General features: G+C 71.4%; 13 protein-coding genes. 5 read left to right on the top strand and 8 right to left on the bottom strand.

Annotated features, from left to right (window positions below; genetic code table 11):
- Positions 1–6: 6 nt before the first annotated feature.
- The 7 genes from ABZW17_RS34440 to ABZW17_RS34470 all read right to left on the bottom strand — a co-directional run bounded on the left by ABZW17_RS34440 (position 7) and on the right by ABZW17_RS34470 (position 7983).
- Positions 7–168, bottom strand: a complete 162-nt coding sequence (locus ABZW17_RS34440) for a DUF397 domain-containing protein (protein ID WP_354823484.1) — start codon at positions 166–168, stop codon at positions 7–9.
- Complete coding sequence (locus tag ABZW17_RS34445; RefSeq protein ID WP_354823486.1) at positions 165–1016, bottom strand: helix-turn-helix transcriptional regulator; 852 nt, start codon at positions 1014–1016, stop codon at positions 165–167. Before ABZW17_RS34445 ends, ABZW17_RS34440 begins: the two co-directional genes overlap by 4 nt.
- A gap of 82 nt (positions 1017–1098) precedes the next feature.
- Positions 1099–2748, bottom strand: coding sequence for a S53 family peptidase (locus ABZW17_RS34450; RefSeq protein WP_354823488.1), 1650 nt, complete (start codon positions 2746–2748; stop codon positions 1099–1101).
- Between the two features lie 157 nt (positions 2749–2905).
- The gene (locus ABZW17_RS34455; protein WP_354823490.1) at positions 2906–3877 is read right to left on the bottom strand and encodes a hypothetical protein; all 972 of its coding nucleotides are present in this window, start codon (positions 3875–3877) and stop codon (positions 2906–2908) included.
- Between the two features lie 44 nt (positions 3878–3921).
- Positions 3922–4134: a hypothetical protein gene (locus ABZW17_RS34460; protein ID WP_003085407.1), complete on the bottom strand. Its 213-nt coding sequence runs from the start codon at positions 4132–4134 to the stop codon at positions 3922–3924.
- Between the two features lie 407 nt (positions 4135–4541).
- Entirely contained in the window at positions 4542–5219 is a 678-nt protein-coding gene (locus ABZW17_RS34465) for a copper homeostasis protein CutC (protein ID WP_354823492.1), read from the bottom strand.
- 13 nt (positions 5220–5232) lie between these two features.
- The gene (locus ABZW17_RS34470; RefSeq protein ID WP_354823494.1) at positions 5233–7983 is read right to left on the bottom strand and encodes a nitrate- and nitrite sensing domain-containing protein; all 2751 of its coding nucleotides are present in this window, start codon (positions 7981–7983) and stop codon (positions 5233–5235) included.
- 186 nt (positions 7984–8169) lie between these two features.
- Here ABZW17_RS34470 and ABZW17_RS34475 point away from each other — a divergent pair, with 186 nt between their 5' ends.
- Both ABZW17_RS34475 and ABZW17_RS34480 read left to right on the top strand, forming a co-directional pair.
- A complete protein-coding gene (locus ABZW17_RS34475) occupies positions 8170–9135 on the top strand; it encodes an ABC transporter substrate-binding protein (protein WP_354823496.1) in 966 nt (321 codons plus the stop codon).
- A gap of 58 nt (positions 9136–9193) precedes the next feature.
- Positions 9194–10579, top strand: a complete 1386-nt coding sequence (locus tag ABZW17_RS34480) for an FAD-dependent oxidoreductase (RefSeq protein ID WP_354823498.1) — start codon at positions 9194–9196, stop codon at positions 10577–10579.
- Here the strand turns inward: ABZW17_RS34480 and ABZW17_RS34485 are convergent.
- Positions 10576–11190 carry a hypothetical protein gene (locus ABZW17_RS34485; RefSeq protein WP_354823500.1) on the bottom strand — a complete coding sequence of 205 codons (615 nt, stop codon included), beginning with the start codon at positions 11188–11190 and terminating at the stop codon, positions 10576–10578. The genes ABZW17_RS34480 and ABZW17_RS34485 overlap by 4 nt on opposite strands.
- 88 nt (positions 11191–11278) lie before the next feature.
- On the opposite strand from ABZW17_RS34485, the gene ABZW17_RS34490 reads away from it, so the two are divergent.
- The 3 genes from ABZW17_RS34490 (at position 11279) to ABZW17_RS34500 (ending at position 14411) form a co-directional block, all read left to right on the top strand.
- Positions 11279–12925, top strand: a complete 1647-nt coding sequence (locus ABZW17_RS34490; RefSeq protein WP_354823502.1) for a DNA repair helicase XPB — start codon at positions 11279–11281, stop codon at positions 12923–12925.
- On the top strand, positions 12922–13482 hold the full coding sequence (locus ABZW17_RS34495; RefSeq protein ID WP_354823504.1) for a TIGR03086 family metal-binding protein: 561 nt from the start codon (positions 12922–12924) through the stop codon (positions 13480–13482). The genes ABZW17_RS34490 and ABZW17_RS34495 overlap by 4 nt, the downstream gene beginning before the upstream one ends.
- Before the next feature lie 167 nt (positions 13483–13649).
- On the top strand, positions 13650–14411 hold the full coding sequence (locus ABZW17_RS34500) for a DUF4253 domain-containing protein (RefSeq protein ID WP_354823506.1): 762 nt from the start codon (positions 13650–13652) through the stop codon (positions 14409–14411).
- The last annotated feature ends 312 nt before the right edge of the window (positions 14412–14723 follow it).

Genomic DNA, 14723 nt, shown 5'->3' on the forward strand with positions numbered 1-14723 from the left:
GACAGGTTAACGCTTAGTCTTGCGAAGGAAAGCCCCCCAAGCGGAGGCTTTGACGGCGAGGGTGCCGCCGGTGCGGTCCTTGGTGTCGCGGATCCGCGACACCGGCCCGAGGTTCACCTCGACGCAGTTCTCTTCGCTGCCGCTGTAGCTGGACTTACGCCACATCACGCCTCCAAGTCGGCAATCACCTCCCCGAGGAGCGCGCAGGATTCCTGCTCGCTCAGGGCCAGTGCCGCCATCACCCGCTGGGCCGCCCGGTAATCGGCCACCTGCTGCTCATCGTAGAGGTAGGCGCTGCCGCGGTACTGCTCCACGAAGACGATCGGGGGCAGGTCGGTGTAGTCGAAGATGACGAAAGAACCGTTGAGACCGGGGTGGAACTCTTCGGAATCGGGCAGAACCCGCAGGCTGATGTTCCGCCGAGCGGCCAGCTCGGCGAGGTGCCTCAGCTGCGGAAGCATGATCTCGGGGCCGCCGAGGCGCTGCCGGATCACCGGTTCGGCAAGGAAAACGGTGTAGGGAGAGGGATTGCGGCCAGTCAAAACCTCCTGCCGCAGCAGGCGGACCTTCAGCCTCAGCCGCAGCTCCTCCTCCGCCCGCCGCCGACCGCCGGTGCCCAGGATCGCCCAGGCGTATTCCGGGGTCTGCAGCAATCCCGGCATGAGCAGCGGCTCCCAGGCGAAGATCGCCGAGGCCGTGCGCTCGTACTCGATGAAGGCCGAGAGCCGCGGCGAGATGCCGGGAATGCTGTGCTCGAGCCAGTTGGGCTCGCGAGCGTTGCTCGCCAGCTCCAGCAACCGCTTGCGCTCCACCGGATCCACCCGCAGTGCCCCGAGCAGCAGTGCGACCTGTTCGGTCGTGGGCACGCGAGTTCCGCTCTCCCAGTGCGAGAGGCTCTGCGCCGCCACCTTCGCCATCCGCGCAAGCTCGCGCACGCCCAGCTTCCGCGCCTCCCTCGCCGTCCGGAGGCCGAAGCCCAGTGCGCGGGACCTCGGTGTTGCTACCAGTGTTGCCATGCACACATTGTGTCATCGGCTACCGACAGAACCGGGAAACCGGGGCCGTAGCGGATCCGCTACGGCCCCCGTCGTCACACCATCAGCCGATCAGGCCCGAAAGGCCGGTTCCCTTGAACGAACCCCAGCCCGTGACCTGGTCGTACCCGGTCCCCGCGCTGAATCCCGTCGTCCCGTGCAGGGTGTTGTTGCCCGTCGTCACGTCGTGGAAGCCCGTCCCGTACGACGTCCCGTTCCCGATCGAATAGAACTTCGGGTTCAGGTTGCCCAGCGCACCGCCGTGGACCTGGTTCTGCAGCGTCGCGAACGCCGCCCACAGCGGGGCCGCGCCGGACGTTCCGCCCACCGTTCCCCAGCTTCCCGCGCTGTAGATGTAGTACCCCGACGTCGGGGACGCGTCCGCCGAGACGTCCGGCACCTTGCGGTACGTCGTGCTCTGCGAGGACTGCCACGACGGGGCCGTGAACACCGTCGAGATGCCGCCGCCCGTCGAACCGCCGCTGTTGCCGTCGTTCCACGTCGACTCGCTGCTGTAGCCGTTGGACGACGTCACGTTCAGCTTCGTGCCGCCGACACCCGTCACGTTCGGGCTCGAGGCCGGGAAGTCCACGCCCCGGGCCGCCGAGCCCGTCTGGCGGTAGCAGTCGGTCGTGCCGTCGTCGCCGGCCGCCGCGAAGTACGAAATACCCTCCGCCGTGCCCGTCGCGACCGCGCTGCTGACGCTCTTCGCCGCGCTCGAACCTTCGGCCGCTTCGCAGGCGCCCCAGGAGATCGAGACGACGTTGACCTTCGCGTCCGAGGCGATCTTCTGGTACATCGCCAGTTCGCCCGCACTCGAGTTCGGTGCCTCGTACACGTAGTCGTTGGCCGCGGCGGCCAGGGCGTGGACCACCTCGATGTCGAGCTCGACCTCGATCTGGCCGTCGCCCGGCGCCGAGTCGTAGTTCGCGCCGCTGACGCCGACCGTCGTCACCGAACCCGCCGAGAGGCCGTACGTGCTGTCGTACTTGGTGATGTTGGACTTCTGGTACCCGTCGAACTCGACGAACCCGACGTTCACGCCGCGGCCGGTCGCCGACAGGCCGCTGGTGCCGTACGCGGTCTTGAGCACCGGCGGTGTCACCGACTTGACGACGTTCGGCTGCGCGAGCGGCTTCGACGAATGCGTGCGGACCGCGTGGTCGTCGAGGCCGACGACGTTGCCCACGACGTCCGACACGCTCGCCGGCACCGCCGGGGCGGCGTCGTTGGCGAAGAAGTCCCGCCCGGACACCTTGTCGTGGTAGGTCCCGATCCGGGTGCGGAACGCCGATTCGAGACGCGCCGCCGAGCCGGTGAACGTGACCACCTGCCGGTTGCCGGAAACCTCGATCCCGGTGGCGCCCGCCTTCCCGAGGAATGAGACGGCCTTGTCGACGTCGGCCTGGTTCGGACCGAACTCGGCATTGAACTGGGCCGGGGTCAGGAAGTGGTGGTATTGCGGCGAAGCGGGGTTCTGGACGTCGGCGAGGAACCTTTCCAGCGCCTGCTGGTTGTGCAGTTTCAGGGAGAGCGCCGCGGTGATCGGCCGGTCGGCCGCGACGTCGCCGGTGCGGTCGCTGTTGATCAGCGGCGCGGCGTTGTCGGCCAGCGTGACCAGCGGTTCCGGCGCCGCGGCGGCCGGGACGGCCACGGCGAGGCCGAGCAACGCAGGCAGCGGCACAGCGGCCGCGACGAGCTTGCGCAAGCGCATGGGGGATTTCCTCTCGGCGGTGGGGACCGGGCCTGCGCGGAATCCTCGCCGCAGGTTGCCGAGAAGCATAAGAAGACGCGATCACGCCGAGAACCTACTTTTGGCTGAGCTTCGGCGGATCCCATTTTCATTTTTCGAACTGTTTACCTTTTACTGATCATTCGATTATCGTCGGAGAATGCCGGAGATCGTCGATGCGGTCCACGATCTCCTGCGCGTCCGCGCTGCCGGAGAACCGGCCGGCGGCCGCCGACAGCGGGTGCAGCCGCTGGCGCACCCGCGGCGACCGCAGCGCGCCGGCCAGCTCGACCGCCTCCTCGGCGACCGTGGCGGCGACGTCGAGATCGCCGTCCAGCGCGTGCACGGTGGCCAGCCAGATCAGCGTCAGCGAGCGGCTGCGCATCATGCCGCGCGGGTACCCCTCGATCGCCGCGGTGAGCGCGGGGATGCCGTCGCGGCCGTGGCGGACATCGACCACCTGGGCCAGCTCCCCGTGCACCGTCCCGACCATCGCCGCCATGTCCGTCGGCCCGAAGAACGCCGCCCACGGCGACGGCTCGCGATCCGACGCCTCCGCGAACTCCTCGCGGGCCCGGCGCAGGTAGGTCAGCGCGCCGGTGACGTCGGCCTTCATGGCGTGCCCCCACGCCTGGTTGGCCGACAGGATCGCCTGGGCGAGCTTGGAGTGGGCCTGCAGCGCCGCCTCCCGGCCCCGCGCGAACTCCACCAGCGCCGCGTCGACGGCGCCGTAGTGCAGGTGCAGCCGTCCGACGCGGTACCGGATGTTGGCCTGCAGGTCGTCGTTCCCGGCCTCGACGGCCAGCTCCAGCGCCCGCGCGAACGCCTCCAGCGCGGCGGCCGGGCGGTCCTGGTCGAAGTTCGTCCAGCCGGCCAGGTTGAACAGGTCGGCGACGGCGGTGTAGAGCCGCGCCTGGACCACGGCCTTCGTCACGCCGTCCAGCAGGGCCACGGCGGCGGGCAGCCGCGACTCCACGGCCGCCCGGCACGAGCCACCGCCGTAGCGGTAGTCCAGCGCCCTGAGCTCGGCGACGACGTCCTCGAGCCGGCGCACGTCGGCCAGGCCCACCCGGGTGCCCTGCCGTTCGTCCCGTCCTCCACTGCCGGTCATGGCAGCCCTCCGTCCGTAGAGAGCTGCCGATCGGGCAGCCCTGCTCATTCCCCGCCAGGCCAGGCCGGAGCCCGCTCCTTCGAGGGACTGGCACCGGGCAGCACCCCGGTGGCGGTCAGCACCACACCCGTGGCGGTTTCCGCGATCTTGACGACGGCCAGCAGCCCGGTCAGGGCCAGTGATCCGCCGAGCCCCAGTTTCGCGAATTCGTCTTCGGAGGTTTCGGTTCCGCGTTGACGCGGTATCGTGCCGGTCACGATTCCGCCTTCCGGCTTGCCGCGGAGACGCTCGGGCGATACCCGCGAGGAATCAGCCGCTCCCAGGCGTGAGAAATCCGCCGGATGGCCGAACTCCTGACTTCCTGCTGTCCCCGCAACGAGTTCTCGAACTGAATACGCGCGCACACGGCGCCGCCTCCTGCACTGCAGATCGATTGCTGAAGATCGCCCGGATCACGAAATGCGGGACCACCGTAGCCAGCCGATCGCCCGAAAATCAGCCACCAACCAGGTCATACCTGGAACTGCCTGTGCAGCCGCACGCGCAGTTCCGCACCGCCGCTCTGCACACGACGGATGCAATTTCAACGCGCGGCTGCAAGCACGCGAAAACATCGGCGGAAATCGTTTTACTCCGCCGATGTTGCGGGACATCCCGGCTTCGATCAGGATTTGACGAGTTCGACCCAGGTGCGCACCACACCGGCGTCGACCGGCGCCTGCCAGCCGCCCGGGCGCACCGCGCTGCCGACGTGGAAGCCGCGCACCCCGCCCGCGCGCAGGAGGTGGACCTGCTGGGCGCGCAGGCCGCCGCCCACGAGCAGTTCCGGCCCGCTCTCACGCTGCGCGAGCCGCTGCAGCACGGAAAGCCCGCTGCCCACGCCGTTCGGGTGGCCGGCGGCGAGCACGGTGTCGCAGCCGAGGGACGCCAGCTGGTCGTACGCGCGCACCGGGTCGCGGGTGCGGTCGATGGCGCGGTGGAACGTCCAGGGCAGGCCGTCGACCTCCTTGATCAGCGCTTCGCAGGCGTCGAGGTCGATCTCGCTGTCGACGTTGAGGAAGCCGAAGACGAACTCGCGGGCCCCGGCGTCGATCAGCCGGGCGGTGTCCGCGCGCAGCCCTTCGAGGTCGCCGACGGCGAAGGAACCGTTGTCCCGCAGCATGACCCGCACCGGGAGGTCGGTCGCCGAGAGCACGTCACGCAGGGTCTCCACCGACGGCGTCAGGCCGTCCTGCGCCATGTCCGCAACCAGTTCGAGGCGGTCGGCCCCGCCCGCCTGCGCGCCTTCGGCGTCCGCCGCGTCCAGCGCGATCACTTCCAGCAGGGGCGTCTTCGAGCTCATGCCTCAATCCGTTTCACTGGTTCCGGGTGTCGTCTCCCCTCGCATGACGCCCTCGCCGGAAGCCGCCTTGAAGGCTCGTCATCCGCTCGCGCACCGCTTCCGGGGAAAGAGAGAGTATCGGCCGCTGCTCCGGCACCGCTCCCGGGCCAGCCGCGGAATCCAGCGGCTGCAGGAACGGCCAGGTGTCCTCGGCGCCGTCCTCCTGCTCCAGCTCGGCCGGCGTGGGCCATTCGTACGAAGGCTCGACAGCGGGCGGCGGAGCGACCGGAGTCAGCCGCGGTTCGGTGTCTTCGTCGTCGGGCCGGGGTGCGACGGCCACCGGCGGCGGCGGCGGAGGTGGTGGTGGAGGCGGCGGAAGGGGCGGCGGCGCGGGCGCAGGTGACGGCCGGCGCATCGGCGGCTGCGGGGTGAGCGCGTGCCGCGGCAGTGGCCCGGCCGGGCGCGGCTGCTCGGCGACCGGACGCGGCTCGGCCGGCTTCCGCGGCTGCTCGGGTGCGGCGGAGGCGTCGAACCAGCGGGACAGGACGTCGCGGTAGGCGGGCATCCGCTCGGTCGGGGCGTCGAGGTCCAGGTGGGCCTCGGCGTCCACGGTCGGCCACTCCGGCGCGTGGTCGCGGGCCACCACCGGCGCGCGGCGCGGCGGGCCGGCCTCGATCGACGGCGGCGTCAGCTCTTCCGGCTCCGGCTCGGGTTCGGGCTCCGGCGGCGTCAGCGGCGCGAGCGGCGCCAGCAGTTCGGGTTCCGCGGCGGCGGCCGGCTCGGCGGGCGGGGGCGGCGCGGGCATCGGCGGCAGCTCGACGATCAGCGCCGCGGGCACCAGCACCGTCGCGACCAGCCCGGATTCCGGCCCCGCGCTCAGGCTGACGTCGATGTGGTGGCGGGTGGCCAGCGTCGCGACGACGAACAGGCCCATCCGGCGCGACACCTCGACGTCGACGTCCGGCGGGTGCGCCAGCCGGACGTTGGTGCGGTCGATCTCGGCCTGGGGCATGCCGGCGCCGTGGTCGATGATCTCGATCTGCCAGTCACCGTCGTGGGTTTCGGCGCTCGCCACGGTGACCGTCTCGCCGCCGGAGTAACGCGTCGCGTTCTCCAGCAGCTCCGAAACGACGTGCACGAGGTCGTTGACGGCCTCGCCGCGGACCGCGACCTGCGGCGCCGGGCCGAGTTCGATGCGCTGGTAGTGCTCGACCTCCGACAGCGCGGCGCCGATGATCTCGTCGGCCGCGACCGAGCCGGCGTCCTCGCGCGCCGAGTCGTGACCCGACAGGACCAGCAGGTTCTCGCTGTTGCGCCGCATCCGCGTGGCGAGGTGGTCGAGTTCGAACAGCCCGGCGAGGGTGTCCGGGTCCTGCTCGTCGGCCTCCATCCGGTCGAGCACCGACAGCTGCCGTTCGACGAGGTCCTGGCTGCGCTGCGAGAGGTTGACGAACATCGCGTTGACGTTCTCGCGCAGCATCGCCTGTTCACCGGCGAGCCGGACCGCCTCGCCGTGCACCGCGTCGAACGCGCGCGCCACCTGGCCGAGCTCTTCGCGGGTGAACACGGGCACGGGCGCGACGGCGAGCCGTTTACGCAGGTTCTCCGGGGCGGGTTCGGGGTCGGTGAGCAGGTTCTGCACGGCCGCGGGCAGCCGGTGCTCGGCGACTTCCAGGGCCGTCCGGCGCAGGATCCGCAAGGGGCGCAACAGGGACCGCGCGATGACCACCGACAGCACGCCGGCGACGAGCAGGACGCCGAGCACCACGCCGCCGTCCCAGAGCGCGGCCGTGCGGGCCTGGGCCGCCAGGGCGTCCGTGCGTTCCTGCAACTGGACCAGCAGCGCCTGCTGCACCTGGTGGGCGAGGTTCACCGTGTGCGTCGCCGAGGTGTCCCACTGGTTCGGGTCGAGGCCCGAGAGGTTCTGGCCGTTTTCGGTGCGGGTGAGCGCGGATTCGACCATGTCGTTGCCGATGTCGACGACCAGGCCGATCACCGTGTCGTCGTACATCCGTTGCTGGTCGGGCGTCGCGAAGGTGCGGTAGTCGCTGCGCGCGGCGGCCAGCTCGGCTTCGGCGCCGAGCAGCTCGCGCGTGCGGTCGCGGTTGAGGGTGCCTTCGGCGAGCGCTTCGGCCATCACCGCGCGCTTGACCGACATCTGGTCCTTGATCCGGGCCAGTGCGTTGCCGGCCAGCCGCATCCGCGCGAGCTCCGGGTCGGAGACGTCGGCGGCGGCGGAGTCGCTGATGTCGAGCAGGCCGGAGATGAGCTCACTGTAGGAACGCAGCACGGCGTCGGCGGGGAACGCCGAGTGCTCCGCGGAAAACCGCAGGCCACCGAGCACGCGCAGCCGGTCGTCGGTCTGCTGCAGGCTTTCCGCGGCCTTCGCGTCGAGCCGCGGCCTGCTTTCGGCCAGCGTCCGCTCGAAGGCGCCGATGGCCTGGTCGACGCGGTTGCGCTGAGCCGTGAGGTCCGCGGTGTCGCCCTGCCGGTTCTGCGCGACGAACCGGACGGTGAGGTCGCGCTCGCGCTGCAGCTCGTGCAACGCTTCGGCAACCGTGCTGTCGACCCGGCCGCGGGTGGCGAACTCGGCGAGCTGCCGCGCGTCTCTCAGGTCGGAACTGATCCGCAGGCCGACCAGCGCGATGACGGCCAGCGCCGGGATGAGGAGGACGGCGAAGAGCTTCGTGCCGAGGCGCCAGTTCCGCAACCGCCAGCGGCCACCCGCCGGACGCGGATCCGCCGCGTCGCCGCCCTTGCGGGGACGCTTGTCGCGACGGGTCACCTGGTTTCCTTTTCCGCCGCGGGCGGGAACCCGCGGATCGAACGACACACGAACCTACTGAACGGTAGCCCGCCCCATGGAGATCCGAAAGCCGCGCTGGCACGATACGGCCCTGCCCGCGATCGTATGGGGCGCGGACCATACGATCCAGCACGAGAACCAGATTCTCGCGGTAGGTGAAGGGTCATGAACAGACGCGGACGGCTGATTCCGCTGGTAGCGGCGCTCCTGGCGACCGCGGGCTGCAGCGTGTTCTCGTCCGGCTCCGCCGCCGCCCCGCCGCCACTGGAACGGACCACCCTGCGCGTCGGTGTGGGCAACGCCATCGACACGGCCCCGCTGCGGATCGCCGTCGCGGCCGGGAAGTTCGGGTCGGCGGGGCTGACCGTGCGGCTCGTCGAGCTCGGTGCCGACGACGGGCTCGCGAAGCTGACCGCCGGCGACCTCGACGTCACCTTCGCCTCCGACATCGCGATGTTCCGCGCCGCGGCCGGCGGGACGGCGTTGCAGCTGCAGGGCGAGGCCTACACCTCCGGCCCGAACACGATGGCCCTGGTCACGCTGCCCGACTCCGACTACACCGTGCCGACGGCGAAGCGGGCGCCCAAGATCGCGGTGAACATGCTCGAGGACGTCGGCTCGCTCGTCGCGCGTTCGGTACTGGGCACCGCGGGCGTCGACGAGAACAAGATCAAGTTCCAGGCGGTGCCGTTCGACCGGATGCCGCAGGCGCTGCAGGCGGGCGACGCCGACGCCGCGCTGATGATCGAGCCGTACATCACCCGCGCCGAGAAGGACCTCGGCGCGCACATCCTCGCCGACGGCGGCCGCGGCTCGACGCTCGACTTCCCGCTGTCCGGCTACGCGGCGGCCAAGCCGTTCGCGCAGGCCAACCCCCGGACGCTCTCGGCGTTCCGCACCGCGCTCGGCGCGGCGCAGCAGAACGCGACGGACCCGGCGGTCGTGCGCGACGCGCTGCCGAAGTTCTCCGACATCGACACGACGACGGCCGCGCTGATCTCGCTCGGCTCGTACCCGGCGTCGCTCAACGGCATCCGGCTGCAGCGCGTCGCCGACCTGATGCACAACTCGGGCCTGCTGGACAACCGGCTCGACGTCCAGGGCCTGCTCCCCGACAAAGCCGGATATTAGCTACCGCCAAACTTGCACTTGGTCTACTTTCGCACTCAGTCTACTTGAGGAGTGCGCGATGACCGACGTCCTGATCGCCGGAGCCGGCCCCACGGGCCTGCTGCTGGCCGCCGAACTCGCCCTGGGCGGCGCTTCCGTGACCGTGCTCGAACGCCGGACCGGGCCGGGCCTGCCGCGGCCGGTGGGGCTGCAGCCCCGGACCGCCGAGCTCCTGGATCTGCGCGGCCTGGGGCCGGCCGAGCAGCTGATCGACGGGCCTAGTGGGCACTTCGCCGGGTTGCCCGTCCCGCTCGACCACGGCGTCTGGCAGACACACCACCCGCGCGTGCTCAACCGGTCCCAGGACGACGTCGAGGCGATGCTGGCCGCGCGCGCCGTCGAGCAGGGGGCCGTGCTGCGCCGCGGACACGAGGTCGGCTCGGTCGACGTCGACGCGGACGGCGTCACGGTCGACGGGCTGCGGGCGCGCTGGCTGGTGGCCTGCGACGGCGCGCACAGCACCGTCCGGCGGCTGCTCGGGGTGCCGTTCCCCGGCCGCACCGAGACCTACGTCGCCACGCTCGCGCACATCCGGCTCGCCGCCGCGTCCGAGCTGGTCCCGGGCCGCGCCACGCACTTCAGCCAGGTCACCCGGCAGGTCGAGGGGTACTGGGCGATGCTCACGCCGCTCGACGGCGGCGGCCACCGGTTCGTCTTCGGCACCACGGCGAAGCAGCCGGGCCGCGACGCACCGGTGTCGGACACCGAAGTGACCGAAGCACTGACAGCCCTCTACGGCGCTGAGACGCGCCTGGGCGAGGTGTACGGCGCTTCGCGGTTCAACGACGCAACGCGGCAGCTGGCGCAGTACCGGCACGGCCGGGTCCTGTTCGCCGGCGACGCCGCGCACATCCACCCGCCGCTCGGCGGGCAGGGGCTCAACCTGGGTGTCCAGGACGCGATGAACCTCGGCTGGAAGCTGGCCGCGACGGTCCGCGGCACCGCGCCGGCCGGGCTGCTGGACACCTACCACGCCGAACGGCACCCGGCCGCCGAGCGCGTGCTGCGCCACACCGCGGCGCAGCGCGTGTTCACGGCGCCGGGACGCAGCGAGAACGTCGAGGCGCTGCGCGAGATCGTCGTCGACCTCATGCGGCTGCCCGACGGGAACCGCTACTTCAGCGGGCTGGTGTCCGGCCTCGGCCTGGCTTACCCGGGCGCCTGCCGCGTCCCCGACCTCGACCTGACGACGTCGGCCGGGCCCACGCGGCTTTCGGCGTTGCTGCCCGGCGGCCGCGGGCTGCTGCTCGACCTCGGCGACCACGCGACGCCGCCCGGCTTCACCGGCCAGGTCGACGTCGTGCGCGCGGCCACGGCCGACGCCGGGTACCGCGGCCGGCTGCTGCTGGTCCGGCCGGACGGGTACGCCGTCGAGCCGGGCGAGCTGACCAGGTGGTTCGGCTAGATGTTCTCGCCCGCCTTGATCAGGCAGACCGTGCGGGAGGGCGGGCCGGCGTAGCTGAGCACCTTGTCGGCGCCCTCGCACTTGTCGTCCCGGCCGAAGCCGGAGAGGATTTCGACGCGCTCCTGCGCCGCCGGGTCGGCGCAGGAGACCCTGCCGATCGCGCTTTCGTCGTCGACGTCGCGCAGGCAGTCGCCGGCCTTGACGTTCAGGGCCAGGCAGAGCGTGTCACCGCTGCCGGACCCGAGCCGGAACCGCACGTAGTCGCCGGAGGCGCAGGAGATGGCCCCGCGGTAGTTGTTCTCGACCTTGTACATCGCGTTGTTCGCCGTGCAGCCGACGCGGTGGTAGGCGAGCTTGCCGGCGCCTTCGCGCGTCAGGTACAGGCAGTCGCCGTCCGACGGCGGGCCGCTGCGCTCGGCCGCGGCGATGCCCAGCGCGCCCAGTGCCCCCAGGCCCAGTGCCGCGACCACGCACGCGATCAGCGTGATCCGCACCTTCACGGTGAACCAGTGCGGGATCGGGCGGTACCCGGCCACCGGCGGCATCGGCGGTGGCGGCGGCGCGTGGTCCGGCGACCGGAACGGGTTGTCGTCGAACGGTGGTGTGGTCAACGTGCCCTCCAGTGATCCCCTCGGCACCTCGGCCCACCGGCGGACCGCGACGGGAGCGGACCGGAGCGAGGCACGTATAACAGTAGTTGTGACTGATGGCCCGCTGATCGTCCAGTCCGACAAGACCGTGCTCCTGGAGGTCGACCACCCCCAGGCCGATGACGCGCGCATCGCGATCGCGCCGTTCGCGGAGCTGGAACGGGCGCCGGAGCACGTGCACACCTACCGGATCACGCCGCTGGCCTTGTGGAACGCGCGCGCCGCGGGCCACGACGCCGAGCAGGTCGTCGACGCGCTGACGACGTACTCGCGCTTCCCGGTGCCGCAGCCGCTGCTGATCGACGTCGTCGACGTGATGGGCCGGTTCGGGCGGCTGCAGATCGCCAACCACCCGGCGCACGGGCTGGTGATGTCGACCACCGACCGCGCGGTGCTGACCGAGGTCGCCCGGAACAAGAAGATCAGCCCGATGCTCGGCGCGAAGATCGACGACGACACGGTCATCGTGCACCCGTCGGAGCGCGGACGGCTGAAGCAGGCGCTGCTGAAGGTCGGCTGGCCGGCCGAGGACCTGGCCGGGTACGTCGACGGCGAAGCGCACCCGATCGCCCTGGACGAGACGGACTGGCAGCTGCGCGACTACCAGCGCCAGGCGGCGGAGGCGTTCTGGGCGGGCGGTTCCGGCGTCGTCGTGCTGCCCTGCGGGGCGGGCAAGACGATGGTCGGCGCGGCCGCGATGGCCAAGGCCGAGGCGACCACACTGATCCTGGTGACGAACACGGTCGCCGGCCGGCAGTGGAAGCGCGAGCTGATCGCCCGGACGTCGCTGACCGAGGAGGAGATCGGCGAGTACTCCGGGGAGAAGAAGGAGATCCGGCCGGTCACCATCGCCACCTACCAGGTGGTCACCCGCAAGACCAAGGGCGAGTACCGGCACCTGGAGCTGTTCGACTCCCGCGACTGGGGCCTGGTCGTCTACGACGAGGTCCACCTGCTGCCGGCACCGGTGTTCCGGATGACGGCGGACCTGCAGTCGCGACGCCGCCTCGGCCTGACCGCGACGCTGGTCCGCGAGGACGGCCGCGAGGGCGACGTGTTCTCGCTGATCGGGCCGAAGCGCTACGACGTCCCGTGGCGGGACATCGAGGCCCAGGGCTGGATCGCGCCGGCGGAGTGCACCGAGGTCCGCGTCACGCTGACCGACGCGGAGCGCCTCGAGTACGCGACGGCCGAGGCCGACGAGCGGTACAAGCTGGCGGCGACGGCGATGACGAAGACACCGGTGATCAAGTCGATCGTGGCCAAGCACGCGGGCGAGCCGACCCTGGTGATCGGCGCGTACCTCGACCAGCTGGAGATGCTGGGCGACGAGCTCGACGCCCCGGTGATCCAGGGCGCAACCCGCAACAAGGAGCGCGAGGAGCTGTTCGACCGCTTCCGCCGCGGCGAGATCCGGACGCTCGTGGTGTCGAAGGTGGCGAACTTTTCGATCGACCTGCCCGAGGCGTCGGTGGCGATCCAGATCTCGGGCACGTTCGGGTCGCGGCAGGAGGAGGCCCAGCGGCTGGGCCGGCTGTTGCGCCCCAAGGGCGACGGGCGGCAGGCGCACTTCTACTCGATCGTCTCGCGCGACACGGTCGACACGGAGTACGCGGCGCACCGGCAGCGGTTCCTGGCCGAGCAGGGGTACGCGTACCACATCGTGGACGCGGACGACCTCCTGCGGCCGCTGTGACCGGGCTGCTCGACGACCTCGCCACCGCCTGCGCCGCGGCCCGCGGCCTGCTCGACCGGGTCGGGCCCGGGCAGTGGACGGCGCCCACGCCGTGCGACGAGTGGGACGTGCGGGCGCTGACCGGCCACCTCGTCGGCATGGACCTGCTGCTCACCGCGATGTTCACGGACGCACCGGCGCCCTCGGGCGATCCCCTCGGCGCGGACCCGGCGGCGGCGTACCGCCGCTCGTCCGCCGCCCTGCGGGAGGCGGCCGCGTTGCCGGGGGTGCTGGACCGCGAGCAGACGACACCGGTCGGCACCACGACGGGTCTCGAGCGGCTGCGGTGGCGGGTCGCGGACCTGCTCACGCACTGCTGGGACCTGGCGCAGGCAACCGGTGCGGCGGCGGACCTGCCGGACGACGTCGTCGAGCGGGCGTTGGCTTTTGCGCAGGCCCAGCTGCCTGCCCAGCACCGCGGGAGCCGGTTCGCCCCGCCGCGGCCGGTGGCTCTCGGTGCCCCCGCGCTCGACCGGCTGGCGGCGTTCACCGGGCGCACGGTGCCCCCTTCGGCCTAGCGGATCGTCACAGGAGCAACTTCCGCAACTTTGCTTTCACTTGAGGCGCTGACCTGCGGTTTTCCGGATTCACTCGAACGGATGAGCGGCCGGAACGCTGGAAATTGTCAGACCCTCGAACTACTGTTCGACATGCACCAGCCGAACACAAGTTCGAGGGGACGTCCATGACGATCGCACCGCTCCGCCCCGGTACGCCCGCACCGCCGGTCCAGACCCTGCCACCGGGGTCCTGGCACGGCCGGCTGTGGGTGTCCGACCTGCCGCTGACGCGGCCCGAGCGCTACCTCGGCTGCGTGGCCGAGTTCGAGCGGTCGGGGCTGTGGCCGGTGCTGATCCCCCACGACCAGCGTTTCGCGGCGAACGGCGAGGACTGGATCGACGACCGAGGCCGCCTCGCCCCGGCCGGCCACCGGGTGGCAGCGGCGGACCCGGCCGGAGCCCTGTCCCGCTGGTGGGACGGCTCCTGCTGCGACGGCGCCTGCCTGCGGCCGTTCGGCGCCCGGTTCCCGGGCCTGGCCAAGCGCAGCCCCCGCCGGTCGGACCCGCTGGCGGAGGCGGGCAACACGGGTTCGATCCTGGCCAACCGCGCGCCCCACCGTCTGGGCCTGGTCCAGACCGAGCGCCCGGCGGACATCCCGGCCCTGCTGGGCTGGACGGGCATGATCAAGTGCACGGACCAGGTGGCCGAGCTGTCGGCGGTGCTCCGAAGCTGGGAGGAGCGCTTCGGAGCAACCTTGGTGGTGCTGGGGTTCGACGCAATCGAGCTGTCGGTGGCGGCACCACCACGAAACCAGGCTCGGGCGTTGACGGTGGCAGCGGAGCACCGGGCATTTTGCCTGCCGACGTTCGCCGGGCAGCCGGGCAACCTGCGGGAGTACGCATCGGGGTTGGTGCAGTCACGGGTGTGGCGATTTTCCTGGGCTTGAGGTGGATTCGCCCGCCCGCGCTGGCCGGCTGAGGAAGCAGAGGTCGCGGGTGGGCCGCGCCCCGGCGATCGCGAGCCCGAGCCGAGCCCCGACAGCGGCAGGTGCCGCCCCAGCGGCAAACGGCACCCCAACGGCAAGCGCCACCCCAGCGGCAACAACCAACCCCCGGCAAGCGCCACCCAGCCCTCCCAACCAAGCTGGGTGGTCATCCCGTCGCCTGAGGCCGTCAAATCACTTTGAGCCAGGCCCGCAACCCCCAGCGCAACGCAGGACAAAGAACCCAACCTTGCGGGCCTGGCTCAAAGTGATAGG

This window comes from Amycolatopsis sp. NPDC004625 (assembly GCF_040609695.1).
Taxonomy (GTDB): domain Bacteria; phylum Actinomycetota; class Actinomycetes; order Mycobacteriales; family Pseudonocardiaceae; genus Amycolatopsis.

Coding starts and splice junctions, on each gene's coding strand:
- ABZW17_RS34445 (WP_354823486.1), bottom strand. CDS start 1,016: ATGGCAACACTGGTAGCAACACCGAGGTCCCGCGCACTGGGCTTCGGC.
- ABZW17_RS34450 (WP_354823488.1), bottom strand. CDS start 2,748: ATGCGCTTGCGCAAGCTCGTCGCGGCCGCTGTGCCGCTGCCTGCGTTG.
- ABZW17_RS34455 (WP_354823490.1), bottom strand. CDS start 3,877: ATGACCGGCAGTGGAGGACGGGACGAACGGCAGGGCACCCGGGTGGGC.
- ABZW17_RS34465 (WP_354823492.1), bottom strand. CDS start 5,219: ATGAGCTCGAAGACGCCCCTGCTGGAAGTGATCGCGCTGGACGCGGCG.
- ABZW17_RS34475 (WP_354823496.1), top strand. CDS start 8,170: ATGAACAGACGCGGACGGCTGATTCCGCTGGTAGCGGCGCTCCTGGCG.
- ABZW17_RS34480 (WP_354823498.1), top strand. CDS start 9,194: ATGACCGACGTCCTGATCGCCGGAGCCGGCCCCACGGGCCTGCTGCTG.
- ABZW17_RS34500 (WP_354823506.1), top strand. CDS start 13,650: ATGACGATCGCACCGCTCCGCCCCGGTACGCCCGCACCGCCGGTCCAG.